This window comes from Methylobacterium sp. WL1 (assembly GCF_008000895.1).
Taxonomy (GTDB): domain Bacteria; phylum Pseudomonadota; class Alphaproteobacteria; order Rhizobiales; family Beijerinckiaceae; genus Methylobacterium.
Genome location: NZ_CP042823.1, coordinates 2,859,211 through 2,884,978, shown reverse-complemented (window position 1 = coordinate 2,884,978; position 25,768 = coordinate 2,859,211). Strand labels below are relative to the sequence as shown.

Here is a 25,768-nt window from a genome sequence, read left to right as displayed (position 1 = left end):
TCACGACCCTGACGGGCGCCAGCGAGCTCCGCATCCGCCACCGAGCCATAAGAAAACCCGCCACGTCACTGAACGGGCGGGTTGAAACGAATGGTAGCGGGAGAGGGACTCGAACCCCCGACACGAGGATTATGATTCCTGTCATCTAGGCCTTGCCGCCCCAGTTTCGGCACCCCGTAACCCCTGATCCCCTACGCGGACGTTTACCACGGACCGTTTTCGGCCTTGCCCTCGGGGCCCGCCGCCCCAGGTTGCCGCCCCAGATCCGCCCCAGTTTCTCCGGTGTCCGCCCGTGGCCGTCAAGCTCACCCAGAAGTCCGTCGATGCTCTCGTCGCCGAATGCGTGAAGGGGTTCCAGCCCCGGGACGTCATCGACGACGGATGCGTCGGCCTGATCCTGCGCCTCAAGCCCCGCGGGGCATCCTGGGGACTCAAGCTGGAACGGGGAGGTTCGACTTTCCGGCTCAAGATCGGAACCCCCGGCGTCCTGACCCTGGCCCAGGCGCGCCTGATCGCCACGAAGGCCGTGGAGCGGGTAGAGAGCCGGATCGGGGTGCCCGACCTCGATTGGCTCCACCGCACGTTCGCCGAGCTCGGGCTGGTCGAACCGCCGGCGCCGGACGGCAAGCCGCCGAAGTCGCCCGAGCTCGTCGCGGAGATCGCCGCCGACTTCAAGGACGCCCCGTTCTGGACGTGGGAGCAGGCCCGGGACGCCTACCTCGCCGAGGTGGCGCGCATCCGGCGCCACGACACTTGGAAGGACTACCGGACGATCCTGCACATGCGCGAGCTCGATCCTTTGAAGCAGGTCTGGCGGGTCAAGCGGATCACGCGCCAGGACCTCGCCGGCATCGTCGCCGGGGTGCATGCGAGCGGCCGCGAACGCCAGGCCGAGCACCTCGCGAGCGTCCTGCGCCCGTTCTGGAACTTCATGGCGCAGGACCACGTCCGGACCCGATCCGGCGTCGAGGCGACCATGGCCGGCCTGAAGGCCCCGGAACGGTCCTCCGGGACGAAGCTGCGCGCCAACGGGAAGGTGGCCGGCGGGTACACTGCCACGCCGGCCGAGACCGGTTTCGTGGTGGCCGTGTCCCGTGCGGGCGCCATCGAGCGGTCGCTCGGCATCGCCATGGAACTCCTCGTCGCGACCGGCCAGCGCCGGCGCGCGATCAGCACCGCGCTGATCGCGGACTTCGTGCAGTGGGACGAGGCACCCGGGTGGGGCGTTTGGTCGATGGGCCCGCTCCACCGCAAGACGGCCGACCGGCGCCAGGACAAGCACCGCCACTGCATCCCGCTGCCCCCCGCCCTGTGGGGGCGAATCCAGGCCCAGGTCGAGATCGCCCGGACCGGGGGCAGCCCGTACCTGTTCCCGCAGATCCGGGCGAGGAAGGCGGGGGGACCGGCCGACGGCCACATCTCCCCGGCCGGCATCAACCACCGGCTCCTCGACCTCGGCCTTCGCGCGAGCCCCCATGACCTGCGCCGGTGCCTGACGAACACGTGCCAGCGGAAGTTCCGGATGGCCCGGTCCGACGTGAAGCTCGTCATCGACCACAACGAGGGATTCCGCAGCGACGACGTCCTGGAGGGGCACTACACGGAGGACGACCGCCTCGACCTGAAGCGCCCCGTCATGGAGCGATGGTTCGCCTGGGTCGAGGAGCAGGCCGCCGCGGCCGCGCTGCCGGACCTCGCCACGTTGCGGGCCCAGATCGCCACCCGGCGCCGGGAGCGCGAGGCGGCCGGCAAGGCCCGGATGGCGGCCGCGAGGCAGGCCTCCGAGGACGCCACCCGACAGGCCGCCTGATCCTTATGCGCACGATAGAACGGTTTGGACCGTCTTATGTGGTGAACATAACAAGAACCGGCTGATCCGGAGGCCCTTATGCGCATGGGGGTGACCTGCGAAACCACCCCAGGCCGGCCCATCGGCCGAGGATCTCCGTGCTGTCCCACGAGGCCCATTAGGCCTTCCTTCACCACGACCGCACGCCACGCCCAGGGTCGCCTTGACCGCGGGAATCCGGAGCTGCGACCCTGCCGATTCCCGACGCCCCAGAGGCACCGATGAAACGCCGAATAGCGCCCCCCCTCACCGACGAGATCCCCCCGGGGGCGTGACGCCGTGCGCGCGCAGCCCTTCTCCACGGAGGCTGCCATCATGAAGACCAGCAAGAAGCATCAGCAGACGTTCGTCTCCCATCGGACGTGGTTCACGTCTGACACGCATTTCGGTCACCGCGGGGTTCTCGGGATGGAGAGCCGGCCATGGTCCGACATCGCCCGGCACGATGACGACCTCGTCCATGCGTGGAATTCAGTGGTCCGCCCCGGGGACGATGTCTTCCACCTCGGCGACTTCGCGCTCAATTCCAGCAAGGAACGATGCCAGGAGGTGTTCGCGCGCCTGAAGGGCTTGAAGCACTTGATCATCGGGAACCACGATGGTCCCCGTCACATCGAACTTCCCTGGGCGACTGAGCCCCAGGTGCTGCGCACGATCTTCGTGGACCGCCAGCGCTGCGTCCTCTGTCACTACGGCATGCGGACCTGGGACGGGATCTGGGGAGGGGCCATCCATCTCTACGGGCACTCGCACGGGAGGCTGCCGGGCACGTCCCGTTCCCTCGACGTCGGCGCGGATGCCTGGGGGTACAGGCCCGTGTCCCTGACGGAGATCCTGCAGCGCATGGCCGAGACGCCCCCTTCCGATCAGGAGCTTTTCATCACCAGCGAGAAGGCGCGGCGGGAGAAGGACGGGTCGCCTGGCCCCGAGAATGGCGACGTGGAATGAGTGAAGGCCCCGGAGCGATCAGGGGCCTTCTGCTATCCGCCCTCGATCTCGTGGGCGATCTCGGCGGCCTCGGCGGCCCGCTCCCTGAGGAGCCGGGCCAGCACGGGCCCAACCCAGGGTGGGATCTCGCGCTGACCCTGGGCCCACCGCGACACCCGGCGGGGGTCCATCGTGTCCCTGGTTGTCAGTTGAGCGGCGGCGCCGTCTCAAAGGCAAGCGTATCCATTGGCCAGCATGCCACAATGGCCGCCGGCCGATTCTCTCCATTCGTCAATGATCGTCGGTCACGGGAACGCTAAGGATTTGGTAGTTCGGCTGCGGGCCCGCGTGCTCCTCGGTCCCGATCAACGTCACCATTTCGCGCGCGTACCGCACGGCACCGCGGCCCTCATCCCTGATCGCATTCCTGCGAAACGGTTGCGCCTCTTGGCGGTCGCCGTACGCGATCAGCAGCATCTCCAGCCAGTACCATGTCGGCATGAGCAGGACACCCGCACCGGCCAGAGCCCAGATCTCCTTTCTCGAATCGAGGAAATCCTGGCACCCCTTGACCCACTTAAACGTGAGCCGCTCCTCAGACGGGATGACGGCGATCACGTAGGGCGTCGTCTTGACGGACAACGTCATCGCCGCGACCTGCTCCTTCATCGTCGGAAGCGCCCGCTGCTTTTCGAGGACCCTCAGCGAGGAGTCCCACATATGCACGGCCAGCCTGGGGGGGATGTAGATCCCCATGCGCGGGTAATTCGCGTCCGTGGCCATGCGGGTGACATGGAACTCGGACCAGAACTTGGCCCTGGCGGTGCGCCCCGGCGTCGGCTTGGTCCAGGTCTTTAAATTTTCCATTGCGGCGGCCTTCTGCTGTGAACCCCTCGGGGCGTGAGCAAGAAATAGCCGAGTATAAACGCCGAAGAAAAGCGCTCGATGGTGTTAAGGTAAAAATATCGCCTCGGGCAGACTATCGAATGGGGCGCTGTCTGGCAATCTGCACTCGGCTGCTTGCGGACCGATTTCAAACTGATTGCGCTGTTTGCGCATCTGAACCGCTATTGTTGGTTAACGCACGCCTTATGTCGTGAGGTGTTTGACTTCCTCCTTGGCTGTCTGTGCCAGTCCCGGAAGAAGCTCTCCACAAGCTGTCGCGTTAGCTTCCGATCACGGTCTCCCTTGGAGATCATCCGTGCCTCGTCCTTAGCCCCGAATAGGATGCCTGGAACTCGTTCACGTTGAGCGCACGGAGGGCGACCTCGGCCGACGCGATGTGCCCCGCGTATCGGCGGGGGACGACGTACTCGTATTGCTCGGGCTGGCCAGCATCGCGTGAGAGGCAGGCGAGCGTGTTTTGCACGGTCAGATGCGCTGCGGCAGTGACGCGGATCGTCCGGGCCGACTCTCGCTGCGCCATGAGAAGGCTCGCCCTCAGGAGTGGCACGACGCAATACTATGCCCCCTCACGTCGTCACCGCCATCCCGCACGGTGCCGAGGCCGTCCCATCGCGGCGCCATGCAACCGGGCACTCGCCAGGTCGGGATGCCGGAAGACGATACGAGACGTCTCCCGGCAGACGACGGCGTGCGTCGCTCGCGGCATCAGGCTGCCTCCTCCAGGTCGGGCGTCAGGTTCCGCAGCAGTATCTCGACGGCTTCGACGCCAAGGACCTGCCCCGCCTGGGCCAACAGCTGGTTCGCCTGAATGACCTGGCTGATCGCCTTGGCCCGCTGATCGGCAATCGCGTCGGGGACGGCATCGAGCGGCTGGCCGGAGGGATCGCGCTATTATTTGTTGGCCTTCTCAATGGCCATCCATCGCGCCTCCGCGGCGAGGAGCTCGGCGTGCTGCGCGCGGACCTGCCCGGCGAGCGGGTGATCAACGTGGCGCAAGTACGGCGCGAGCCTCGACGCCCCGCCGGAGCAGGAAGCGGCCCGAGAGCCGGCGGCGCGGGCCGTCTCCTCAGGATATCTTGGCACCTTCCCATCCCTCGTCGTCAGCTTGGCCGGCCGGGCTAGGATCTCCGCCGTGCCGGCCAGAGCGCTCCGCAGGCGCTGGTCGACATCGGCCGCGTCCGCGACGGCATCGCAAATCCGGGGCACCGCAACCTGGGAGGCCTCATCATCGATCTCGTCGATCTCGTCCGTCATTGGTCATCCTCGTGTTGGGGGAAAGCTGGCGAAGCCCCGGAGCGATCCGGGGCTACCGCTTCAGGCTTGCGCCTGCTGCATCTCCTCTTGGAAGAATGCCATCGCCGTCTCGGTCGTCTCCTCGTCGAAGATCGCGCGGACGATGATCGCGCCGTTCCCCGGGGCGGAGCGGCAGGCGTCCATGATCTGAGCCCACGTACGGTCGTAGTCCGCGGTCCGCCAACGAGTGGGCGGCACGTCGAGCGGACGCGTCACCCCAATGTCGCAGGCCTCATCCGGCCCGTGGTTCCAGACGGTCTCCGGCCACAGCATGAATGTGTCGTGCATCCAAAAGTTGTGGTCCGCCATCCGTTCGAGGATGTCGCGCTGCGCGATCCCCTCTTGCTGTGTCTTGTTTCCGCTCATCCTGATGAACTTTCTGGTTCTCGAAGGTCAGGCCCGACCGGCAGCCGCCGATCAGGCCGGCGGGTGGGCCTAGTCCCAGTAATCGGGACCCATGGCGTCAATCGCGTGGTCGCGCTTGTTGGCGATGCCCAGCTGCAGCCTCATCTCCGCCCGCTTCCACTGCGCCCCCATCTGGTAGCAGGTCTCCCCCTGGGCCTCGTAGCACTCCTCCAAGATCCACGAGACCATGCCGTAGTAGCCGTCGCCGAAGATGTCGTGGATGATCCCATCCGCGACCTTCGTGCGGAGATCGTACCGGCGCTTGTGCGCCGCCTCCGAGTTGTCCCGGTCCTCGGGGTCGTCGAAAATTCCGCTGTACAGGGCATCGCCGATCCTGAAGAGCACGTCCTCGGGATCGAGGAACGCGTCGCGCTTGCCGGGCGGATTCCTGACGACGACACGGATCTCACGCTCCTGGGCCAGCGCAACGGCCGCAGGATCACCGGCCTCGACACGGGCGACCCAGTACCTGAGCGCGTTGTAGGCCCCGTCGGGCAGCTCCCAGACGAACTCGTGCCTGTCAGTCGCCCCTTCACGGGCACCCACCTCCGGCCACGTCTTGGGCTCGTGCTTGCCGGGCTCCCTGGGCGGATTGAACGTCACGTCCCGGCGCCTCTCGTAGGGCTCGCCGGGGATGAGGTCGGGGACAGGGGGGAGTGGGCGGCTGAAGATGGACGTGGCCATGGTGCTCTCGCTGCGTGTTGTGCGGCCCGTAGGCGGCATGCGCAGGAGCTAGCCTGGATCGCGAAGAAAAAGACAGCACAGAACGAGGCTGTGGTTAATACCATGCGGTAGTTAATCTCAATCTGCCAGTTAGTCCCCCTCCTTGCAAGAGGAGGTCCGAGTTACGGTTAACGAGACCTTGCCGAAATGCTCTGGTTTCTCACGCTCTCCATCAGACCCGGGGCCTCCGCCTCGACGCCGTCCGCCAGGGCCCGGGCCTGCTCGATCAGGACCTCGCGCAGGGTGCGGTTCCTGGCCGGCGGCGGGCCGGCATCCGGGAGCGGCGCCACCGCATGCACGACGCGGCATGCCCCCCGGATGACGGGTGGAAGGCGGCGGGGGATGATGGGGACGATCATGCTGCGGCTTCCTGCGGGGCCCGCGCCTGGGCCTGGGCAATCGGCGTGATGTGATGGAGGCTCGCCCACCGCGTGAGCGGGCGGTCCGTCCGTCCGCCCGGGTACGCCCGCTTCCTCCAGGCGGCCCGGGCGTAATCCAGGCTGGCGTGCCGGCTCACGATCACGCGCGTGGCTTGGCACACGATGGCGTGGGTGGCCTTCGCCATCAGGCCCTCCCTGGGACGCTGACGATCCTGGCGGCCATGTCGCGGAACTGGCACCAGGCCTCCGCATCCCCGCCGAATGTCATCGTGCCATCCCCGTAGAACACTCCGAGGATGTCGGTGTCGTACCGGAGGCTGCCCCGGAGCCTGTTGGGAGCGTCCTCCGCGGCGACGTCGACGCCCGCCTCGGACTGGCGCCTGCTGCCGTCACCGAGGATCTGGGCGATCAGCACCGAGGCCCAGCGGGCGGCCTTCTTGGTTTCGGTCTTATGGCCCCCCGGAGCGAGATGGACCTTCCCATCCTGAAGCGCTTTCCACGTCCTATCGGACATGCCCGACCAGTCGCCAACCTGGGTGGCTCGCCGGGCGTCGAACAGCGTCCAGATGTTGCCCTGAGACCCGTCCGGGGAACCCCTGCCGAGCGCGGCGGCGACCTCGGCCGCGCTCGCATTGCTCTTGTGCATCGCCTCCCGCGCGGCGTGGTACCCGGCCGTGTCGCCCTGCCGCTCGATCAGGGCCTGGCTTGGGCCGACGATGAAGGTCCGCGGTGCCAACTCGTCCGGAGCAAGGAACCGGTCATCCTCCCAGCTGAAGGCGGGCCACCGCTCCCTGTCCTTCGCCCACCGGAAATCCGCAGCGGCGGCCTTTGCTGCCCTGGTCACCGGGGCGACGTCGGAGCCCTCAGGCAGACGGACGGCCTTGGAGTAGAACTCGGGCCATCCAACGCGCACGACGTATTCCCGCTGATCGGGGACCGCATCAGGAACGGCATCGAGGGGCTCGCCATACGAACGCTCGATCTCTCGCTCCAGAGCGTCGCTCCCGACGGTCACAGCCTCCTGGCTGAGGGGGACGGATTCGGCGAAGGCTCTGATCACCGCCTCGGCCTCCGGCGTTAGCTCGTACGTCGCGCCCTCGACGGTCTCGGCCGCCCAGCGGTCGACCCGCTCGGTCACCGGGATGACCTTGGCCGCGGCGATCTCACGCCCCCAGTGACGGGCGCCGGATCATAGGAGACCCTGTCGATCTGCCCGAACTCTGCGTGACGCTGCTTCTCGGTGCTGCCATCCGGCACGCGGTAGGTCACCTCGACGATGCGCCCGGTCGGCACCGCCTTGCCGGCGAGGAGGTCCTGCAGCTTGCGCAAGCTGGCGTCGTCGCCGGTGATGGCGAAATCGGTCCTGAAGTCTGAGGTCTCTCTGCGCACGATGGCGCTCTTTTCATGTGTGGGGATGGCCTCGGGATGCGCCCCTGCCGCCGGGCGCACGACGGGATCGGCTACTGGTCGGCCTGCCGCGGTGCGGGCACGCCGGCCTTCCCGTCGTCGACGCCGGTGGCGGCTGCGGCCATCGCGAGGCCGGCGAACGAGACGGCGAAGGCCCCGAACCAGAGAAATCCGAACCACATCGTGATCAGGAGCTCGTGGCCGTGCCTGGCGACGACGAAGAGGATGGTGACCGCGAAGGCTGCCGAGACGGAGACGCGCCCGGGGCCGCCGGCGACGAGAGTGAGGAGGGACCGCATCCGCGGAGCTCCCCGGCGTAGCCGTAGGTGTCCACGAACAGGTCGCGGAACTCGCACGGGTGCATCTTCGGGAGGAAGCTGCGAATGATCTGCCGGGTGGCGAGCTTCGGGCTGTCGGAGGAGAACGGCGCGTCCGCCGCCTCCATCATGCCCGTGTCCCACTCGATGATCGCCGCGGCGAGGCGCAGGGCATCCTCGGCCGGCGTCTCGTGGGGCAGCAGCACCGTGAACTGGTTCGCCGCCACGACGTGGACAACGCGGACGTAGTCGTCGCCGAGCTTGGCGATGCCGGTCGTCACGTCCGGATCGAGGGGCCCGAGGGCGAGGGTCTCGTCGAGGTTGAGGTTGACGGTGCCCATCACGAGACCCTCCCTTTCTGATCGGACGGACGGTTCTTGGGGTTCTCGGAATCGTAGATGTCGGGGCGCTGGCCGGTCAGAGACGCCAGCCGGCGGTAGAGCCCCTCGACGCATTCGAGCGTCACGGTGACAGCGTACGCGTCGTCGCTGCCTCCCTGCAGGGCCTGGCGCGCCCCCGGGTTCTGCGTGCTCCGCAGCAGTTCGCGCAGCCAGCCCAGGTCGGAAAGACGCGGGTCCTCCAGGCCGTCCTCACCATGGATGGCGGCCTGGAAAACGCCTCGCCTGGGATCGTCCTTCGGGAAGACCCTGTAGCCGGCCGCGTCGAGGGCCTCACGCACGACGGTCGCCGCATCAATCGGCGCGGTGCCGTAGATCTCGCGGATCGCGCCGGTGAGGGCCTCATCGATCTCTTTGGTCTCTTCGCTGCGCACGGGGCGCTCTCCTTTGTCTGGGGATGCGTGATCGGATGGTGGCGCCCCTGCCGCCGGGCGCGTCGACGGGGCGGCCTCAGGCGGCGACGGATTCGGGGGCGGCGGAGTAGGAGGCAGCCATCTCGGCGACCCGCGGACCGTCGAGGATCTCGCGCACCCTCGCGATGGCCGCGAGCAGGCTGGTCGGATCGTCGATGCCGACCTGCTTAGCCAGCTCGACCACATCCTCCTCCCTGTCCCCCGAGAGGTCGAAAACGGTATCGAGCCCGATGAGGGCCTGAAGTGCATCCGTTTGCGTGGAGTGGATGACGTTTATGCCCCGCTCCTCAAGGCGCAGCAGGATGCGCTCGGCGACCTCGTTGGCCGGGCGCCTGCCCGAGGCGGCGATTTCGCCGGCGATGTGCGCGTGGGCCTGTTCGCGCAGGGTGGGCTTGCTCATGACTACCTCGGGAATGGGGGTGGGGATCGTGGGGCCACTCTCGCCTGGCGCGTCGACGGGAGGGCTCAGCCGTGGGCGCAGGGCCAGCACCGCATGGGCGCCTCGGGATGCCGTTCGAGGACGACGCCGTCCTGGATGTGGAATTCCTGACCGCAGCCCTGGCAGCCGAAAACCGGCTCGGGGGTGGGCTCGTCGAAGCGCTCGTCGTCGGAGACGAGGTAGTCCATGTCGATGTGCGTGCGGCGTCCCATGCCCATGACCGTCTCCTGATGTTCCGGGGCTCAGCAGCCGGGCGGTGGGGCATCGGCACGGCGACCCGCGATTGCCGCCAGATCCGCTCGCCTGATTTCGGGGCGGATCGGGTCGTCCCGGTCGAGCGCAGCAACAACGGCGGCGTGCGCCTCCTCCTGTGTCTCCGGCCGGGATGCGGCGGCCCGGGCCTCGACGAGGGCGGCGTCGAGGGTGCGGACGGCCCAGTGCGCCGCCTGCAGCAGCACGGATTCGACGTGCCGGATCTCCTCGGCCACGGCGTCGCCACCCGGGCCTGATGTGCGGGAGCGGGTCTCGATCAGGACTTCCGACAGGCGCTTGCGGGTCGCGACGGCATCGAGGGCGACGAGGCCGTCGACGAAGGAGCGGTGGGCCATCAAGACGCCCTCGCGACGAGAACGGTTTCGCGCGTGACGCCGAGGGCCGCGAGGATCGACCGCCCGGCCGCCCGCCTGCCCGACAGGACGGACGACACGTCATTCGCATTGACGCCGACGGCCTCCGCCCAGCGGCGCTGGCCGCCTGCCTGATCGACGGCCTCACGCAGCAGCGCGACGACATCCTCACGCGACACGACAGTCACGGGCACGACGATGGGCTGTCTCGCCATGGCGAGAGCTCTCCTGGAGGGGTGTTGCTGTGACGAACGAACCCCGAGGCAAGACCCCGAAATCGTCCTGGCCATGAAGGTAGGACATGGTCAAATGCATTGCAAGATGGCAAACTTGCAAAGGCGGACGAATTCAAAGTCACAGCTTTTCTTGTCTCTTTTTAACCGGACAAAACTCCCGATGGCGACCCGCCTATCCTTCGAGTTTCGTGGGATTAGCCATCTCATACTTGCCTGGGGCTTCCCTCTCAGGCGCACGCACGGAAGGACTGAGATGCCCATCTTCAAGGTTACGGTTCCGAATTTTGTCTCGCTTCACCCAGTCGTGGCTCGCCGCGGCCGCCTCGACGTCGAGCCGGGGTTCCCCACGCTGGAGATCCTGAGGACGGAGGACGAGCGCTCGATCACGTATCGTCGCGTGATCGAGATCGACGCTCCCGAGGGCGCCATCATCTTCATGCGCGATCCGGTCTGCCGGGGTGGCTCGCACCACCGGGCCGTCGGCGGCGAGCTCGTGCCGGTGGGCTACCGCGAGGCTTTGGACGAGCTCGATCCGGAGGGGGTTGCCCGGCGACGCTATGAGGCCCGCCTCGGGACCCTGCCGAGAAAGCCGAAGCGCATGGTTCTGCCCGAGGGAAGCGATGATGAGTGGGTGCCCGGCGACACGTATCCCGACGTCACGTGGGAGGGGGCGTTCGTGACATGCACAGCCAGGCGAGGTCGCCAAGTTTGGTACAGGGCAACGACCTTCGATGAGATCGTGGCACTCGGGGTCAACCCATGATCGGGCTGGTCGATTTCATCACCAGCAGGACAATTGAGACGTCGACCACCGAACAGGAAACCCACCCCATCATGCGCACGATCATGAAGCTCATGGCCCTCATCGCGGCCGCCATGGCCACCACCGTCCAGGCCGTCTGGGAATCCGGGCGCTGGGTCCTCCGGTCCGTCCGGTCGGCGTTCGCTCCCCCCGTCGGCGCGCACGCCGAGGTCGAGCAGGCCCTCGACGACATCGCTGACACCGCCCAGCCGGAAGGCCTGCCCAAGGTCGCCAAGGCCGCCCTGCTGCCGCACGAGGAGTGGGGCCAGGTGGCCTGCGCGTACGCCATGTCACGCCTCGGCACGCATCCCGAGCCCGCCATGCGGCACTTGGACGAGGAGACCCGGGGCTGGCTCGAGTCGCTTACGGACAGCGAGTGCAGCCGGGTCATCCTGCACGGCCCGGCACGCATCGAGCAGCACATGAGCGGCATCAAGCCGATTCACGATTTCCGCCTCTGCACCGCCCCCGTCGACGCCTCGAAGGATTGGGTCATCGTCGGCGACAGGGTGGAGTACCGGGGCCGCATCGCCCAGACCCTGCCCCCCATGACGAAAGACGAGCACCAAGCCTTGGTGGACGAGGTTTTCGCCGAGCTCGTCCAGGAGGCCGAGGAGAAGGGGACCGCCTACGCCCCGGCCTGATCGATCACATCTCAGGACACGAAGAAGCCCGCCCCGGTAGACCGGCGGCGGGCTTCTTTTTGCCTGCGACAGGGTGTGATACTGAAGCCTGTGGATAACTCAAAATAACCGTTGCGGGTTTCCCTGTGCACACACGGTGTGCGCACATGTGCTGACGTGCGCACACCGTCATGCTGCCCGGCGACGGGCCTGCCCGAGAGCCAGGATCATGGCCTCGCTACGGGCGGCGCGGGCGTTGGCGCGGGCGAGCTCGGCCCGCAGCGCGGCGTTCTCGTTCACGAGGGCGGAGTTCTCCACCTGTGTCGTGAGGACGAGGCGCTTGAGGCTCTCGACGACCCGGCGGACGCGCTCGACGGCACCGAGGTTGCGGGCAGCCTGGGCCTCGTCGGCCTGCGCCTGGGCGAGGATGCGGTCCTGCCGGGCGGTGGCGAGAACGCCCGCCAGACCGTATGCGAGGCCGTCTGCGGTCGATCCGATCTGATGTGCGTTCATGGCGTCCTCCCCGTCTGTGGAGTGACGATCTCAGCTCCGGATTCCGTCGTCCAGCTGCGATTCCCACTGTGGTAAAGCAATCCCTGGCCCCGACTGCGCAGACCCTCAACTTTTGAGAGGGCCTTCAGGTCTGGTGTTCGTATGTGCCCGAGCGTCCCGTTACTCCTTCAGTCTGTAACGGGGAATCCGCATTTGGTAACGCGAAGTCCCGGATGTGCGTATGCCCCCCAGTGGACCGCTATGAAGCCAATCGGGTCGGAGAAGGCCGTGTCGGCCGTAGCCGCAGTCGTGAGGGTGAGGACGTCGCCCACGTTGAGGAAAGCCGGGTAGCCCGAGGTCGTCGTGAAGGTGGCCACCTTCGCCCCGGCTGCGAACGCCACGGTGCCGATGACGCTCCCGTTCAGCGCCAGGTTGAGCGTCACCGCGGCCGCCGGGGCCGTCCCCGCCTTGGCGTTAGAGCCGTTCGTCGCGGTCGTCCCAGTCTGGTTGGGCCCGATGTAGCTGTCATTGGCGATCATGCTGTCGTGCGGCGCATCCGGCGCCGGTCATGGCGAGGCGTTTAAAGTCTTGACGGATCTCCAGTCGAGAGCTTGGAGAGTGGGCTAGGGGAAGGTCGGGACGGTCTCCGTCCTGCGGGCACGCTCTTCCAGGCCCGACGCAAAAGGTCGGCTTCCAGGCGGCCGCATTAGGCAGTGATCGGGAGCGGAGGACGCATGAAGGCCCTTCGTCGGCTGCGTGCCGGAAGCCTTCATCTCGATATGGGGGCTCAGGGGCAACCGGTACTCGCGGTCGCAGATCCGCAGGACCTTAGGCTATTGCGCGGGTCTGATAGGCCCGCACTGTCCGACGTCAGCACCTGTGGGACAGATTGAGGGTCTTCACGAACGGAGGATGGCTGGTTCATCGTAGCCCCTGAGGAGCGAAGATGAAGCAGACATCCGGACCGGCCAAGAAGCCGGCAGAAGCGGTGATCAAGGACATCCGCCGGGCCACACGTCGACAGTTCTCGTCCGAGGAGAAGATCCGTGTGGTGCTGGAAGGCTTGCGCGGCGAGGACAGCATCGCCGAGCTGTGCCGGCGCGAGGGGATCGCCGCCTCGATGTACTACGGCTGGTCCAAGGAGTTCCTAGAGGCGGGCAAGAAGCGCCTGTCTGGCGACACGGCGCGCGCGGCAACGACGGACGAGGTGCGGGATCTGCGCCGCGAGACGGGGGCGCTGAAGGAGATCGTGGCTGATCTCGTGCTGGAGAACCGTCTGCTTAAAAAAACGTATGGCCCGCCCCGTCTGCAAGGTCGTCGATGAAGGTGCCTGTGACCGGTCTGCACAAACGTATCCGGCATGTCGGCACGGTGGCCGCCGCCAAGATGGAGAGCCGCACGTCCCGGGCCTCATAAGCAATTCGGCCTCGGGGGCCGCTTTTTTTGCCAGGCTTCCGGAACGCCGCTCGACCGTCAGGCCATCTTCACTGTCCTCCCGCAGACCTCGTGGACCCGGGCCGAGCGATCGCGCTCCGCCTCAGGTCAACCTCTTTTGATGCCCTATGCGAGGGCCGGCTCCGGCTGCCGCTCGAAGCTCACTCCTTTGCGCAGCGTCGCCCAAGCGATCCGCGCGAGCTTGGCGGCGAGCGCGACGACCACGACGTTGTAGTGCGCCCGCGCCAGCAGACCGCGCAACCATCGGCCGGTCGCATCCTCGACCTTGGACAGTGAGGCCAGCGCTGCGCGCGCTCCATGGATGAAGAGCCCACGCAGATAGGCGTTACCCCTCTTGCTGATGCCGAGCAGCTTCGGCTTGCCGCCGGTCGTATGCTGTCGGGGCACGAGGCCAAGCCAGGCCGGCAGGTCGCGCGCGGACGCGAAGGCGCTTCCGTCATCGACGGCTGCGCGCAAGGCCGTGGCCGTCATCGGCCCGACGCCTGGGATCGACACCAGGCGACGTGCCGCCTCGTCGGCGCGGGCATGCGCCACGAACTCTCGGTCGAGCGCTTCGATACGGCCGTCGAGGCTCGCCCACTCCTCACGGATCTCGGCGACGAGAGCTTGGATACGCGCGCCAATCTGCGCCTGGGGATCCGTCAAGAGAATGCCGACCGCCGTCTCGAACTTGCGGCGGCCTTGCGGGAAAACGAGACCGCGCTCCAGCAGGATCGCGCGGAGCTGGTTCATGAGCATGGTGCGCATGCCGACCAGCCGAGACCGGACCCGGTGCAGGCTCTGCATGTCGAGTTGCTCCTGCGCCTTGAGGAGCACGAAGCGCATCGTCGGACGTGTGGCGGCCTCGGCGATCGCTTCGGCATCACGGTCGTCGTTCTTCTGCGCCTTGACGTAGGGGCGGACATACTCGGGCGACATCAGTCGGATGGTATGTCCCTGCGCGGCCAGCAGCCGCCCAAGGTGATGGGCGCCGCAGCAGGCCTCCATTGCGACGACACAAGCGGGCAGCTTGGCCGTGAGGCCGACGATCGTCTCACGCCGTGCGCGACGACGCAGAACCACCGTACCGGCTGGGTCGAAGCCAACCAGGCTACAGCTGTTTTTGCCAAGATCGATACCCAGCACGGCGACCGAACTCTTTGCCATTCCCGATCCCTCCATTCCTCCAAGGCAGCAGCATGCCACCAACGGTTCGGTGAGGGGCGGGCCATCCCATAAGCATGAGCGGGGCTGGGGGCGACGAGGCATGAGGTACCCGGCCCCCGAGAAGCTGGAGATCATCCGGCTCGTCGAGCAATCCCACCTGCCGGTGCGTGCCACCCTGGACAAGCTCGGCATCACCCGCTCGACGTTCTACCGGTGGTACGATGCCTACCAGCGCGGCGGCCCCGAGGCGTTGAATGACCATCCCTCAAGGCCGAGCCGGGTCTGGAACCGTCTACCTGCAGAGATCCGCGAGCAGATCGTTGCCCTGGCTCTGGAGCAGCCTGAACTCAGCCCGCGTGAGCTGGCGGTGCGCTTCACAGACGAGCGTCGCTACTTCGTCTCGGAAGCGACCGTCTACCGGTTACTCAAATCGCAGGACCTGATCACAAGCCCAGCCTATATCGTCATCAAGGCCGCCGACGAGTTCCGCGATAAGACCACCGCGCCCAACCAGCTTTGGCAGACGGACTTCACCTACCTGAAGGTCGTTGGCTGGGGCTGGTACTACCTGTCGACGGTCCTGGACGACTTCTCACGCTACATCGTGGCGTGGAAGCTGTGCACGACGATGCAGGCCAGCGACGTCACCGCCACGCTCGACCTGGCGCTGGGTGGCCTGCCTCCTGAAAAGTGGTCCTCCCTGAGGTATGGCTTCAAGCCATGTGGAGGATATTTTCATGGGACGGAAGAAGCATACAGCTGAAGAGATCGTCGCCAAGCTGCGTCAGGTCGATGTCTTGGTTTCGCAAGGACGCAAGGTTGCTGAAGCAATCCGATCCATCGAGGTGACGGAAGTCACGTACTATCGCTGGCGTTCCGAGTACGGCGGTCTGAAGGGCGATCAGGTCAAGCGGCTGAAGTCCTTGGAGACTGAGAACCAGCGTCTTCGTCGAGCGATCTCCGACCTGACCCTGGAGAAGCTGATCCTGAAGGAGGCCGCCTCGGGAAACTTCTGAGCCCGGCTCGCCGCCGGGCTTGTGTCGACTACGTCGTTGCCGAGCATGGCGTCTCGGAACGCTTCGCCTGCCGTGTTCTGGGCCAGCATCGTTCGACACAGCGCAAATGCGCCGTCTTGATCGAGGACGAAGCCGCCCTGACGGCTGCGATCATCGCGTTGGCCCTGCAGTACGGCCGTTACGGCTACCGTCGGATCACGGCCTTGCTCCGGCGCGACGGCTGGACGGTGAACGTGAAGCGGGTCGAACGGATCTGGCGACAGGAAGGCCTTAAGGTCCCCGCTCGCCAACCGAAGCGGGCACGCCTCTGGCTCAACGATGGCTCATGCCGACGACTGCGACCGGAGCGACCGGACCACGTCTGGTCCTACGACTTCGTCGAGCACCGCACGCATAATGGGCGCAAATACCGGATGCTGAACGTCATCGACGAGTTCACGCGCGAGTGTCTGGCAATCCGTGTATCTCGCAAGCTGAAGGCACTCGACGTGATCGATGTTCTCTCGGATCTGTTCAGCCTGCGCGGTGTGCCGGGTCATATCCGCTCGGACAATGGGCCGGAGTTCATCGCTAAAGCCGTTCAGGACTGGATCGCGGCGGTGGGATCGACGACCGCCTACATCGAGCCGGGCAGTCCGTGGGAGAACGGCTATTGCGAGAGCTTCAACGCGAAGCTGCGGGATGAGCTCCTCAACGGCGAGGTGTTCTACACCCTCAAGGAGGCCGGCGTCGTGATCGAGCAATGGCGTAGGCACTACAACAGCATCCGGCCGCACTCGTCGCTCGGCTACCACCCGCCTGCACCGGAGGTCGTCATCTGGCCAACGGAACCGAGCAGATCAGCGCCGCTCGCTCACCCCGCCATCGTCACACGGCCGACGATGCACTAACTTCGAACCTGGGCCACCGAATGGGGGCAGGCCACCTGGGGTATCGCCGGGCGTTCCCGTCAGGAACATGGCCGTTCCCGGCACCCGTTGGATCGAGCCGGTCTCCGCCATCCGCGTGAACTCGGAGAGCGGCACGCGCCGACGGTGGATCTCCTCGGCGATCAGGGCCGAGCCGCGCCGCCAGGTCCACATCGCCGTGACCAGGGCGGCGCCGATGGTCAACGGCACCCAGCCCCCGTGCAGGATCTTGAGCGCGTTGGCCGAGAGGAACACCAACTCGATGAGTAGGAACGGCGCGATGACCGCGGCCGCGACCGCAGGCGACCAGCGCCAGACCTTCCAGGCGACGACGAACAGCAGGCAGGCGGTGATGACCATGTCGCCGGTGACCGCGATGCCGTAGGCGGCCGCCAAGCCGCTCGACGACTTGAACAGCACCACCACGAACACGACCGCGACGAGCAACCACCAGTTCACCCGAGGGATGTATATCTGCCCCTTCTCGGTCTCGGAGGTGCGCAGGACCCGCATGCGCGGCAGCAGGCCGAGTTGCATCGCCTGCTGGGTGATCGAGAAGGTGCCGGTGATCACCGCCTGGCTGGCGATGACCGTCGCCACGGTGGCGAGTAGCACCATCGGCAGCAGAGCCCAGGACGGATAGAGCAGGAAGAACGGGTTCTCGGCCCGCTCGGGGTGGGCGAGCAGCATGGCGCCCTGGCCGAGATAGTTCAGGGCGAGCGCCGGCAGCACCAGCCCGAACCAGGCCGCGCGGATCGGCGTGCGACCGAAGTGTCCCATGTCGGCGTAAAGCGCCTCCGCGCCGGTCACAGCGAGGAACACGGCACCGAGCGCCAGCAGGCCGGCCGTGCCGTGGCTCAGGATAAACGATACGCCGTGGGCGGGGTTAAGCGCACCCAGAATGCTCGGGTCGTCGACGAGGTGGCCCAGGCCGCCCAGCGCCATGACGATGAACCAGAACGCCGTGAGGGGGCCGAAGAAGGTCGCCACCCGCGCCGTCCCGTGGCTCTGCAGGGCGAACAGCCCGATCAGGATGGCGAGGCTGATGGGCAGGACGTACGGGTCGGTGGCCGGGGTCACCAGCTTCAGCCCTTCGACCGCAGAGAGCACTGACATGGCCGGAGTAATGATGGCGTCGCCGAAGAACAGTGAGACGCCGACCATGCCCAGCACGATCACGAACCCGCCGGAATGGCCCAGCGCCCGCTGGGCGAGCGCCACGAGGGACGGCGTGCCGCCTTCGCCGTCGTTGTCGGCCCGCATCACCAGCAGCACGTACTTGAGCGTGACGATGAGGATGAGCGCCCAGAGGATCAGCGAGACGACGCCGAAGACCATCTCGCGGGTCGGCGCGTGCCCCCCTCCGGCGGCGGCGTGGAGGGACTCCTTCAGGGCGTAGAGCGGGCTGGTGCCGATGTCGCCGTAGACTACGCCGACCGAACCGAGCGTCAGCGCCCAGAACCCCGCCCTCGGGCCATGTCCCTCATCGGAGGGCAGCGGGGTCTCGGACTTCGCGAACTCGGTCCTGGCGATTGCGGGCATCCACTGGCTCCACGTCAGCGAACGCGGGAAGCTCGCAAGGCAAGCCTCCAACGGCCTGGGGCCGGGAACGTTCAGGTAACACGAAGACGAATGTCCCCGTTCAGGCAGGCCGTCGCGACGTATGTCTTGAGGACTGAGAAGTAGACGCCCGACCAGCCGGAGTTCGCGATGGCCAGCGCCAGGGCGGCGCTCGCCATCAGGATCAGGCCGCCTGAGGCCTCGCCCCGGAGGACGTTACGCAGGGCCGAGGTCGGGCGAAGGCGCCGCGGCATGGGCATAGATCTCCCGCGCTGGCGGCCCGACCAACGCTGAAGCCTGCCGGTCCGAAGGTCGGACCGCGCACCCATGGCCGGCTATCGCATTCGTTGGCCTATCCGGCAATCCGAAGCCCGGAGCGTCCCGGGACGGTTCATGTCATGCAGCCCGGCCCGCCGCACCGACGCCGACTTGGCTGACGCTCCAGTGCTCCAGGTGCTTGTAGACGATGACCTTGTTCGCGAGTTGGGCACCGTGCCGGCTGCAGAAGCCTTCGAGCTGCTCGCGGGTGCCGATCAGTTCGACGCACATGGTCAGCTCGGGGTTGAGCGACTCGGCGCCGTCGTCCTGGATCGGCCCATGGTTGCTGTAGCCGTGGTGGGACTGGTGGGCGACGGCGTTCATGAGGCCCTCCGCCTTGGCCTGGGCGACGAGCTCCCGATAGAGCGGCTTCGAGCCAGAGAACCACCGGCCCTTGCCGGCGCCGCCGCGCTCGCCCGGCTTCATGTAGATACGGATCATGCCGGTGTCGGCGGCGACGACGCGATGCGATGGGGTCATGACGTCTCCTCGGTGATGGGGCGCTCGGCCAACGGTGCGACGGTCGGCACCCGGCCCGTACGGGCCTGGCGCAGGGTCATGCCGTCCGGGATGTTGGCCGCCGCCGACTTCGGGACCGCGATGCGCTGCGACAGGTAGATGCCGTTGTGACCCGAGCAGAGGTAGGCCAGGAAGCACGCGACGGCGAGATAGACCCCGTGCGTGGCGCCGAAGAGCTCGATGCCCATCAGCGTGCAGGCGAGCGGCGTGTTGGCTGCGCCGGCGAAGACCGCGACGAACCCCAGCGCCGCGAACAGGTCCACCGGCGCGCCGAGCGGCCCGGCCAGGGCGTTGCCGAGCGCGGCCCCGATGAAGAACAGCGGCGTGACCTCGCCGCCCTTGAACCCGGCGCTGAGGGTCACGACCGTGAACAGGATCTTCAGGGCCCAGCTCCAGGGATGGATGTCCGGTCCGAAGAAGGTGTTGATCGTGAGCCCGTCGGGCGTGGCCGCCGAGACGCCGAGCCCGAGGTAGTCGCGCGTCCCGAGGGCGTAGACGAGGCCGATCACTACCAGGCCGCCGATCACCGGGCGAAGCGGCCCGTACGGGACCAGGCGCTTGAGCCATCCGCCGAGGAGATGGTTGGCCTCCGCGAACAGCAGCCCGGCGAGGCCGAACGCGACGCCGGCGAGGGCGACCTTGGCCAGGAGCAGCGGATCGACGGTCAGGGCCTTCGCGCCGCCGGCGAGGAAGTCCACGTGGTAGAAGCCGTGGTGGATGCCCCAGGCCTGGCAGGTCCAGTCGCCGACCACCGCGGCAAGGAGGCAGGGCACCAGCGCGGCGTACTCGACGCGACCGACCGCGAGCACCTCCAGCGCGAACACCGCGCCGGCGATGGGCGTGCCGAAGACCGCGCCGAAGCCGGCGGCGATACCCGCCATCAGGAGCACCCGGACCCCGGCCGCATCGACCCCGAAGAGCTTGCCGAAGGCGCTGGCGAGGCTGCCTCCCATCTGGACGGCGGTACCCTCGCGCCCGGCCGACCCGCCGAACAGGTGCGTGACGATGGTGCCGAGGAAGATAAGCGGCGCCATCCGGAGCGGCACGCCGCCATCCGGCTCGTGGATCTCCTCGACGATGAGGTTGTTGCCGCCTTCCACGCTCTTGCCGAACAGGTGGTAGAGCAAGCCGACGGCACAGCCCCCGAGCGGAAGCAGGAACAGGAACCAGGGATGGTCGAAGCGCGCCTGGGTGGCCGCGTCGAGGCTCCACAGGAAGGCCGCGCAGAGGGTGCCGACCGCCGCGGCCATCGGCAGGAGGATGGCCGACCACCGCGCCACCGAAACGGCATGGGCGTGCCGCGTGCGGACGAACGCCGCGAGGTTCAGGCTGTCGAAGAGATTTTGGAAGGTCGCGCGCATGAGTCCCCCTTGTTGCGGCGCCGCAAAAGGTAGGAGTCATTAGCCCAGGGGGCGGTTTGGCCGAAAGGCCCGGCAGATTCCATTGCCGTGGACGGGAGATGCCTTCGCCTCGCCCGTTCGTCAAGATCCAACTCCCGCGCGCCCGGGCCCCATCCCGAGTGGGGATGGGGCCCGGGTCGTTCGCAAGCATCACGAAAGACGGTGGCTGGTCCAGGTTCCGGGACATGTCTATGCCCTCCGCGGCCGAGGCCGGCGCGTTCGACGCCGGCCCGGGGCGGAGCGCATCCCATGACCCTTTCCTGGCGCGGAGCCGTCATCACCTTCCAGGTGACCTTCACCGAACTCTTCATCGCCGCGACGGTGATGATGGCCGGGGCGTACCGGTTCGGATGGCGCAGCGTCCTGGCGGGCTCCATCCTCGGCGGGCTGGCGGCGTCGATCCTCGCGGTCGTCCTGCGCAAGGCGGCCTACCTCCTGGCCCTGAACGTCCTGGATTGGGTCTCGGCGGTCTTGCTGCTCGGGTTCGGCCTGTACCTGCTCTACGAGTTCATCGACGGGCTCTCGAAGCGCGATGCCGGCACGGCCCCCGGCTCGACGGACGCGAACTGGTCGCGGCCGATCAACGCCGCGGGCCTCGGCGTCGCCGCCTGGGCCCTGGTCGCCGAGGGGCTTGAGATCCTGGTGGTCTGGCTCGGCGTCTCGCTTCGGGAGGGCGCGGGAACGGCGACCCTCGGGGTCGGCATCGGGGTCGTGCTCGTGGCGACCTTGGCTTTCGCCCTCGGCGGCACCGGGATCTTCCGGAAGGTGCCGCCCTACCTCCTCGACGGGGTCGCGGCCCTCATGGTGACGGCCTACGGCGCCTATTTCCTGTCCCTTGCCGTGACCCGCGCGTGATCGGTCGACGAAGGGATTGACCCGGACGACGGATTAATCCACGTTCCCGGACGTGGGATGGGGATGAAGCTCCCCGATAACTGCCGGCCCCCTATGGGCCGGACGATAGCTTCTACCGAGCGCTTCGGCGCGGGTAGAGCTATGTGTTGACCCGCACCGTCACGCTCATGACCGCAACCGGATCGCCGCAAGGCGGTCCCTCATGAGCCGACCGATGACCCTGCCCGATCCAAGACCGTCCTGATGCCCGCCGTCGCCCACCAGGCGCGGTCCGGGCCTTTTCCCGTTCGCGCACGAAAAAAAGGCGGAGCCATAAGGCTCCGCCGCGACCAGGGCACACGCCTCCGAGCGGTCACAAGAATACATGTGCTTAGGTCTAGTCTGTCGCAGGAATAAGGATAGCCACTCGATAGTCTGAGTCAACGCAAAAAAGCGATGTCTCGGAATAATAAAGAGCAGCATCTTTATTTAAAAAACAGCACTATTTGCGCCCCTGATAAAGCCATGGCTTTTTCGGGCGACGGTGTATTGGCCAAATCAGTATCCGCATGATAATGACTGGATAATTCTGTCGCACTTAGAAAATGCTTATTGCGCTGGTCTTATAATTCGATACTTCTACCGGCGCTCCACTTGGGCTCCCGGACGATGATCTTGGGGCTCAAGGGGAATGCAGCCCCGGTCCGGGGCCCGGCGCGGAAGCGCGCAGGGCCGACACGTCGCCGCCGACGGACCGGGATGCGGTGACGAAACCCCTGGCGGACACAACGTCCGGGTTCGAACGCTCAAATGGAGGAACACCTATGAGGAAGATCGCCCTTGCGGCGTCCGTCGCCTACGCCGCGACGCTCCTGCCGGCCGCCATGCCGGCCATCGCGAACGAAAACCTGATGAAGCTGATGCAGGACCCCAACCAGTGGGCGTTCCCGGGCCTCGACTACACGAACCAGCGCTATTCGAAGCTCGACCAGATCAACAAGGACAACGTCAAGAACCTCCAGGTGGCCTGGACCTTCTCGACCGGCGTGCTGCGCGGCCATGAGGGCGCCCCGCTCGTCATCGGCAACATGATGTACGTCCACACCCCGTTCCCGAACATCGTCTACGCGCTCGACCTCGACCACGAGGCCAAGATCGTGTGGAAGTACGAGCCCAAGCAGGACCCGTCGGTGATCCCGGTGATGTGCTGCGACACGGTCAACCGTGGCCTGGCCTACGCCGACGGCGCCATCATCCTGCACCAGGCCGACACCACGGTCGTCTCGCTCGACGCCAAGTCCGGCAAGGTGAACTGGTCGGTCCAGAACGGCGATCCGAAGAAGGGCGAGACCAACACCGCCACGGTGCTGCCGGTGAAGGACAAGGTCATCGTCGGCATCTCGGGCGGCGAGTTCGGCGTACGCTGTCACGTGACCGCCTACGACCTCAAGTCCGGCAAGAAGGTCTGGCGCGCCTACTCCGTCGGCCCGGACGACGAGATGCTCGTCGACCCGGAGAAGACCACCTACCTCGGCAAGCCGGTGGGCAAGGATTCTTCGCTGAAGACCTGGGAAGGCGACCAGTGGAAGACCGGCGGCGGCTGCACCTGGGGCTGGTACTCGTACGACCCCAAGCTCGACCTGATGTACTACGGCTCGGGCAACCCCTCGACCTGGAACCCCAAGCAGCGTCCGGGCGACAACAAGTGGTCGATGACCATCTGGGCGCGTAACCCCGACACCGGGCAGGCCAAGTGGGTCTACCAGATGACCCCCCACGACGAGTGGGACTACGACGGCATCAACGAGATGATCCTCACCGACCAGAAGGTCGACGGCAAGGAGCGCCCGCTGCTGACCCACTTCGACCGCAACGGCTTCGGCTACACCCTGGACCGCGCCACCGGCGAACTCCTCGTCGCCGAGAAGTTCGATCCGGTCGTCAACTGGGCCTCCAAGGTCGACATGGACAAGGGCTCCAAGACCTACGGTCGCCCCCTCGTCCAGGCCAAGTTCTCCACCGAGCAGAACGGCGAGGACACCAACTCCAAGGGTATCTGCCCGGCCGCGTTGGGTTCGAAGGACCAGCAGCCCGCCGCCTACTCGCCGAAGACCAACCTGTTCTACGTGCCCACCAACCACGTCTGCATGGACTACGAGCCGTTCCGGGTGACCTACACCCCGGGCCAGCCCTACGTCGGTGCGACCCTGTCGATGTACCCCGCGCCGAACAGCCATGGCGGCATGGGCAACTTCATCGCCTGGGACGGCGTGAAGGGTAAGATCGCGTGGTCCGATCCCGAGCAGTTCTCGGTCTGGTCGGGCGCCCTCGCCACCGCCGGCGACGTTGTCTTCTACGGCACGCTCGAAGGCTACCTGAAGGCCGTCGACTCCAAGACGGGTAAGGAACTGTACAAGTTCAAGACCCCGTCGGGCATCATCGGCAACGTGATGACCTACCAGCACAAGGGCAAGCAGTACGTCGGCATCCTGTCGGGTGTCGGTGGCTGGGCCGGCATCGGCCTCGCGGCCGGCCTGACCGATCCGAACGCCGGCCTCGGCGCGGTGGGCGGCTACGCCGCCCTGTCGAGCTACACCAACCTCGGTGGCCAGCTCACCGTCTTCGCCCTGCCGAACTGATCGGTCGCGAACACCAAGGAGCCTAGGGTGCCGGTGCGGGTCCTCCGCGCCGGCATTTCCCTGTCCGCACCACCCTTCGCCCGGAGCCCGCGTGATCGCCTCTTCAGTACCCCCGCCGGGGCGATGTCTCGTCCTCGTCCGCCATGGCCAGAGCCAGGCCAACGCCGACGGCCTTTTCACGGGACTGCTCGACTCACCCCTCACCGAGCGGGGCCGACAGGAAGCCTGCTCGGCCGGGCTGCGGCTCAAGGACGAAGGATTTCGCTTCGCCTCAGCCTTCACGTCGACCCTCGCGCGGGCCATCGCGACCTCCCGGCTGGCGCTCGATGCCCTGGGGCAGGCCGATCTGGTGCCCCTCCGGGATACCGCCCTGGACGAGCGCGACTACGGCGACCTCAGCGGCCTTGGCAAGCAGGGCGCCTACGAACGTTTCGGGGCGGAGCGGATCGAGGGCTGGCGGCGCTCCTACAAGGGTCAGCCGCCGAACGGCGAGAGCCTCCGGGACACCGTCGCCCGGGTCGTGCCCTTCCACCTGAGGCATATCCAGCCGGCGGCGATGCGCGGTCCGACGCTGGTCGTCGCCCACGGCAACTCGTTGCGGGCCTTGGTGATGGTGCTCGAAGGACTTTGCCCAAGGGAAATCGAATCCGTCGAGATCGCGACCGGATCGATCCGGGTCTACGAGTTCGGTCCGGATACCACCATCGCATCCCGCCGCATCATCGACTGAGCTCCGGCTCCGTGCCCGTTCCGGATCGAGCCGGTGCGGCCTCGGCTCCTTCCCGCTCGATCTTGCCGCGGGATTGAAGCCAGAGGGCGAGGATCCAGCAGGACACCGCCCAGGCCGCGCCCACGCACCATCCGGCGAGGACATCGCTCGGGTAGTGCACGCCGAGGTAGATCCGGCTCAGCCCAACCGCCACCGTCAGGAACACGCTCAGGCCCATGAAGTACGACTTTACCCGGCGGTCGGCGCTCCCTCGGGTCAGGAGGACGCCGAGTGTCAGGAAGGTGACGGTGGCAAGCGTTGCGTGACCGCTCGGGAAGCCCGGCGTGAAGACCCGCACCGCGTTCGGGAAGTCCGGCCTGGGGCGGTCGATGCCGTACTTGAGCAAGGTACTTGCGATTGTGCCGCCGAGGACCGCGGCCACCATCACCATCGCGAGGTCGCGCTTGCGGACCAGCATGAGGTAACCAACGGTCGCGGCCGAAAGGAAGCCGAGGAAGACGAAGCTTCCCAGCGCGGTGACGTCCCGTCCCGTCTCCTGCACCCAGGCCGGTCCTATGGGGATGGCGAGATCCTTGCCCGTTCGAAGCGCGGTGAGCACCGCCAGGTCGAACCGTGCCGTTCCGCCCTCGATCACCTCGTCGGCGAGAAGCCCGAAGCCGAGGAGCAGTGCCACGACGAGGAAGGCGCCCGCCGCCAGCCCAAAGTCGCGCTGCCCCATGCGTGCTAGGAGCGATGGGGTGATCCCGGCGGCCTTGATCCCATCGGTCGCGACCGGCAGCGAGGGCCGGGTCATCGCGGCGCCCCGGAACGCCTGAGGACGCTTTCCACCAGGATCAGGCCAAGCCCTCCGAACAGGAAGATCGCGGCCGATGTCGTGCCGGCCTGTCCGTAGGCGCGCACCAGCCAAGCCGCCCCGACCCAGGCGACGATGGAGGCGGCGAAGCCGACATCGTCCACGACCAATCCCAGGAGTTCGCGAAGGACGGTTCCGAGCCAGTGCATGCGGA

The 25,768-nt window shown here is 66.9% G+C and carries 32 protein-coding genes, 1 tRNA gene, 3 pseudogenes and 2 riboswitches; of the genes and pseudogenes, 10 read left to right on the top strand and 26 right to left on the bottom strand.

Annotation, left to right across the window (positions count from 1 at the left end; translation table 11 throughout):
- Positions 1 to 91: 91 nt before the first annotated feature.
- Positions 92 to 160 (bottom strand) — tRNA-Ser (locus tag FVA80_RS14120).
- 132 nt (positions 161 to 292) lie between these two features.
- Here FVA80_RS14120 and FVA80_RS14115 point away from each other — a divergent pair.
- Together FVA80_RS14115 and FVA80_RS14110 are read left to right on the top strand one after the other, a co-directional pair.
- A complete protein-coding gene (locus FVA80_RS14115; RefSeq protein WP_147908265.1) occupies positions 293 to 1,810 on the top strand; it encodes an integrase family protein in 1,518 nt (505 codons plus the stop codon).
- Between the two features lie 354 nt (positions 1,811 to 2,164).
- A complete protein-coding gene (locus FVA80_RS14110) occupies positions 2,165 to 2,797 on the top strand; it encodes a metallophosphoesterase (protein ID WP_147908264.1) in 633 nt (210 codons plus the stop codon).
- A 32-nt stretch (positions 2,798 to 2,829) separates the two neighbouring features.
- Here FVA80_RS14110 and FVA80_RS31930 read toward each other — a convergent pair whose 3' ends face one another.
- The 16 genes from FVA80_RS31930 to FVA80_RS14040 all read right to left on the bottom strand — a co-directional run bounded on the left by FVA80_RS31930 (position 2,830) and on the right by FVA80_RS14040 (position 10,298).
- Positions 2,830 to 2,952 (bottom strand): hypothetical protein, encoded by a 123-nt coding sequence (locus tag FVA80_RS31930; protein ID WP_281408714.1) that lies wholly within the window; start codon positions 2,950 to 2,952, stop codon positions 2,830 to 2,832.
- Between the two features lie 115 nt (positions 2,953 to 3,067).
- Positions 3,068 to 3,643: a hypothetical protein gene (locus FVA80_RS14105; protein ID WP_147908263.1), complete on the bottom strand. Its 576-nt coding sequence runs from the start codon at positions 3,641 to 3,643 to the stop codon at positions 3,068 to 3,070.
- A 930-nt stretch (positions 3,644 to 4,573) separates the two neighbouring features.
- The gene (locus FVA80_RS14100; protein ID WP_147908262.1) at positions 4,574 to 4,936 is read right to left on the bottom strand and encodes a hypothetical protein; all 363 of its coding nucleotides are present in this window, start codon (positions 4,934 to 4,936) and stop codon (positions 4,574 to 4,576) included.
- A gap of 60 nt (positions 4,937 to 4,996) precedes the next feature.
- Positions 4,997 to 5,341, bottom strand: a complete 345-nt coding sequence (locus tag FVA80_RS14095; RefSeq protein ID WP_147908261.1) for a hypothetical protein — start codon at positions 5,339 to 5,341, stop codon at positions 4,997 to 4,999.
- A gap of 69 nt (positions 5,342 to 5,410) precedes the next feature.
- A complete protein-coding gene (locus tag FVA80_RS14090; RefSeq protein ID WP_147908260.1) occupies positions 5,411 to 6,064 on the bottom strand; it encodes a hypothetical protein in 654 nt (217 codons plus the stop codon).
- A gap of 167 nt (positions 6,065 to 6,231) precedes the next feature.
- Entirely contained in the window at positions 6,232 to 6,462 is a 231-nt protein-coding gene (locus FVA80_RS14085) for a hypothetical protein (RefSeq protein ID WP_147908259.1), read from the bottom strand.
- Positions 6,459 to 6,668, bottom strand: coding sequence for a hypothetical protein (locus FVA80_RS14080; RefSeq protein ID WP_147908258.1), 210 nt, complete (start codon positions 6,666 to 6,668; stop codon positions 6,459 to 6,461). Before FVA80_RS14080 ends, FVA80_RS14085 begins: the two co-directional genes overlap by 4 nt.
- Positions 6,668 to 7,621, bottom strand: coding sequence for a hypothetical protein (locus tag FVA80_RS14075; protein ID WP_147908257.1), 954 nt, complete (start codon positions 7,619 to 7,621; stop codon positions 6,668 to 6,670). The genes FVA80_RS14080 and FVA80_RS14075 overlap by 1 nt, the downstream gene beginning before the upstream one ends.
- Positions 7,618 to 7,872: a hypothetical protein gene (locus tag FVA80_RS14070; RefSeq protein WP_147957838.1), complete on the bottom strand. Its 255-nt coding sequence runs from the start codon at positions 7,870 to 7,872 to the stop codon at positions 7,618 to 7,620. Before FVA80_RS14070 ends, FVA80_RS14075 begins: the two co-directional genes overlap by 4 nt.
- 71 nt (positions 7,873 to 7,943) lie before the next feature.
- On the bottom strand, positions 7,944 to 8,072 hold the full coding sequence (locus FVA80_RS31925; RefSeq protein WP_281408713.1) for a hypothetical protein: 129 nt from the start codon (positions 8,070 to 8,072) through the stop codon (positions 7,944 to 7,946).
- Positions 8,073 to 8,077: 5 nt separating this feature from the next.
- Positions 8,078 to 8,551: a hypothetical protein gene (locus FVA80_RS14065; protein WP_187193686.1), complete on the bottom strand. Its 474-nt coding sequence runs from the start codon at positions 8,549 to 8,551 to the stop codon at positions 8,078 to 8,080.
- Positions 8,548 to 8,979, bottom strand: a complete 432-nt coding sequence (locus FVA80_RS14060) for a hypothetical protein (protein ID WP_147908254.1) — start codon at positions 8,977 to 8,979, stop codon at positions 8,548 to 8,550. Before FVA80_RS14060 ends, FVA80_RS14065 begins: the two co-directional genes overlap by 4 nt.
- Before the next feature lie 76 nt (positions 8,980 to 9,055).
- The gene (locus tag FVA80_RS14055; RefSeq protein ID WP_147908253.1) at positions 9,056 to 9,418 is read right to left on the bottom strand and encodes a hypothetical protein; all 363 of its coding nucleotides are present in this window, start codon (positions 9,416 to 9,418) and stop codon (positions 9,056 to 9,058) included.
- A 65-nt stretch (positions 9,419 to 9,483) separates the two neighbouring features.
- Positions 9,484 to 9,675 carry a hypothetical protein gene (locus FVA80_RS14050; protein WP_147910903.1) on the bottom strand — a complete coding sequence of 64 codons (192 nt, stop codon included), beginning with the start codon at positions 9,673 to 9,675 and terminating at the stop codon, positions 9,484 to 9,486.
- 24 nt (positions 9,676 to 9,699) lie between these two features.
- Positions 9,700 to 10,065 carry a hypothetical protein gene (locus FVA80_RS14045; RefSeq protein ID WP_147910902.1) on the bottom strand — a complete coding sequence of 122 codons (366 nt, stop codon included), beginning with the start codon at positions 10,063 to 10,065 and terminating at the stop codon, positions 9,700 to 9,702.
- On the bottom strand, positions 10,065 to 10,298 hold the full coding sequence (locus tag FVA80_RS14040) for a transcriptional regulator (RefSeq protein WP_147910901.1): 234 nt from the start codon (positions 10,296 to 10,298) through the stop codon (positions 10,065 to 10,067). Before FVA80_RS14040 ends, FVA80_RS14045 begins: the two co-directional genes overlap by 1 nt.
- Positions 10,299 to 10,572: 274 nt before the next feature.
- On the opposite strand from FVA80_RS14040, the gene FVA80_RS14035 reads away from it, so the two are divergent.
- Positions 10,573 to 11,082 carry a hypothetical protein gene (locus FVA80_RS14035; RefSeq protein WP_147910900.1) on the top strand — a complete coding sequence of 170 codons (510 nt, stop codon included), beginning with the start codon at positions 10,573 to 10,575 and terminating at the stop codon, positions 11,080 to 11,082.
- Between the two features lie 71 nt (positions 11,083 to 11,153).
- Entirely contained in the window at positions 11,154 to 11,765 is a 612-nt protein-coding gene (locus FVA80_RS14030; protein WP_147910899.1) for a hypothetical protein, read from the top strand.
- A gap of 168 nt (positions 11,766 to 11,933) precedes the next feature.
- Here the strand turns inward: FVA80_RS14030 and FVA80_RS14025 are convergent, their stop codons facing one another.
- Both FVA80_RS14025 and FVA80_RS14020 read right to left on the bottom strand, forming a co-directional pair.
- Positions 11,934 to 12,257: a hypothetical protein gene (locus FVA80_RS14025; RefSeq protein WP_147910898.1), complete on the bottom strand. Its 324-nt coding sequence runs from the start codon at positions 12,255 to 12,257 to the stop codon at positions 11,934 to 11,936.
- A 167-nt stretch (positions 12,258 to 12,424) separates the two neighbouring features.
- Entirely contained in the window at positions 12,425 to 12,775 is a 351-nt protein-coding gene (locus tag FVA80_RS14020; protein ID WP_147910897.1) for a hypothetical protein, read from the bottom strand.
- A 407-nt stretch (positions 12,776 to 13,182) separates the two neighbouring features.
- Between FVA80_RS14020 and FVA80_RS14015 the strand changes: the two are divergent.
- A pseudogene (locus tag FVA80_RS14015) lies at positions 13,183 to 13,524 on the top strand (transposase); the annotation flags it as partial.
- 272 nt (positions 13,525 to 13,796) lie between these two features.
- Here FVA80_RS14015 and FVA80_RS14010 read toward each other — a convergent pair.
- Complete coding sequence (locus tag FVA80_RS14010) at positions 13,797 to 14,816, bottom strand: IS110 family transposase (protein WP_147957837.1); 1,020 nt, start codon at positions 14,814 to 14,816, stop codon at positions 13,797 to 13,799.
- Positions 14,817 to 14,907: 91 nt separating this feature from the next.
- On the opposite strand from FVA80_RS14010, the pseudogene FVA80_RS14005 reads away from it, so the two are divergent.
- Together FVA80_RS14005 and FVA80_RS14000 are read left to right on the top strand one after the other, a co-directional pair.
- Positions 14,908 to 15,507, top strand: a pseudogene (locus tag FVA80_RS14005) (helix-turn-helix domain-containing protein); the annotation flags it as partial.
- Positions 15,508 to 15,574: 67 nt separating this feature from the next.
- Positions 15,575 to 16,743 (top strand): IS3 family transposase gene (locus FVA80_RS14000; protein WP_147910994.1). Its coding sequence is split into 2 segments (ribosomal slippage): positions 15,575 to 15,839 and positions 15,839 to 16,743, totalling 1,170 coding nucleotides; the frame shifts between segments, so codons are not numbered across the junction.
- Between the two features lie 57 nt (positions 16,744 to 16,800).
- On the opposite strand, the pseudogene FVA80_RS13995 reads toward FVA80_RS14000, so the two are convergent.
- The 4 genes and pseudogenes from FVA80_RS13995 to FVA80_RS13980 all read right to left on the bottom strand — a co-directional run.
- A pseudogene (locus FVA80_RS13995) lies at positions 16,801 to 18,303 on the bottom strand (KUP/HAK/KT family potassium transporter); the annotation flags it as partial.
- Positions 18,304 to 18,374: 71 nt separating this feature from the next.
- Positions 18,375 to 18,575, bottom strand: a complete 201-nt coding sequence (locus FVA80_RS13990) for a Na+/H+ antiporter NhaA (protein ID WP_243924977.1) — start codon at positions 18,573 to 18,575, stop codon at positions 18,375 to 18,377.
- A 142-nt stretch (positions 18,576 to 18,717) separates the two neighbouring features.
- Entirely contained in the window at positions 18,718 to 19,119 is a 402-nt protein-coding gene (locus FVA80_RS13985; protein WP_147762561.1) for a DUF190 domain-containing protein, read from the bottom strand.
- Positions 19,116 to 20,519: a voltage-gated chloride channel family protein gene (locus FVA80_RS13980; RefSeq protein WP_147908759.1), complete on the bottom strand. Its 1,404-nt coding sequence runs from the start codon at positions 20,517 to 20,519 to the stop codon at positions 19,116 to 19,118. Before FVA80_RS13980 ends, FVA80_RS13985 begins: the two co-directional genes overlap by 4 nt.
- Before the next feature lie 23 nt (positions 20,520 to 20,542).
- Positions 20,543 to 20,615, bottom strand: a riboswitch (Fluoride riboswitch).
- A 192-nt stretch (positions 20,616 to 20,807) separates the two neighbouring features.
- Here FVA80_RS13980 and FVA80_RS30555 point away from each other — a divergent pair.
- The 3 genes from FVA80_RS30555 (at position 20,808) to FVA80_RS13965 (ending at position 24,761) form a co-directional block, all read left to right on the top strand.
- Entirely contained in the window at positions 20,808 to 21,413 is a 606-nt protein-coding gene (locus FVA80_RS30555; protein ID WP_187193685.1) for a TMEM165/GDT1 family protein, read from the top strand.
- 50 nt (positions 21,414 to 21,463) lie between these two features.
- Positions 21,464 to 21,535, top strand: a riboswitch (Fluoride riboswitch).
- A gap of 741 nt (positions 21,536 to 22,276) precedes the next feature.
- A complete protein-coding gene (gene xoxF5, locus FVA80_RS13970; RefSeq protein ID WP_246692419.1) occupies positions 22,277 to 24,031 on the top strand; it encodes a lanthanide-dependent methanol dehydrogenase XoxF5 in 1,755 nt (584 codons plus the stop codon).
- A 94-nt stretch (positions 24,032 to 24,125) separates the two neighbouring features.
- Entirely contained in the window at positions 24,126 to 24,761 is a 636-nt protein-coding gene (locus FVA80_RS13965; RefSeq protein WP_187193722.1) for a 2,3-bisphosphoglycerate-dependent phosphoglycerate mutase, read from the top strand.
- On the opposite strand, the gene FVA80_RS13960 is transcribed toward FVA80_RS13965, so the two are convergent.
- Both FVA80_RS13960 and FVA80_RS13955 read right to left on the bottom strand, forming a co-directional pair.
- On the bottom strand, positions 24,751 to 25,554 hold the full coding sequence (locus FVA80_RS13960; protein ID WP_147908762.1) for a phosphatase PAP2 family protein: 804 nt from the start codon (positions 25,552 to 25,554) through the stop codon (positions 24,751 to 24,753). The genes FVA80_RS13965 and FVA80_RS13960 overlap by 11 nt on opposite strands.
- Positions 25,551 to 25,763, bottom strand: a complete 213-nt coding sequence (locus FVA80_RS13955; RefSeq protein WP_147762555.1) for a hypothetical protein — start codon at positions 25,761 to 25,763, stop codon at positions 25,551 to 25,553. Before FVA80_RS13955 ends, FVA80_RS13960 begins: the two co-directional genes overlap by 4 nt.
- Positions 25,764 to 25,768 lie beyond the last annotated feature (5 nt).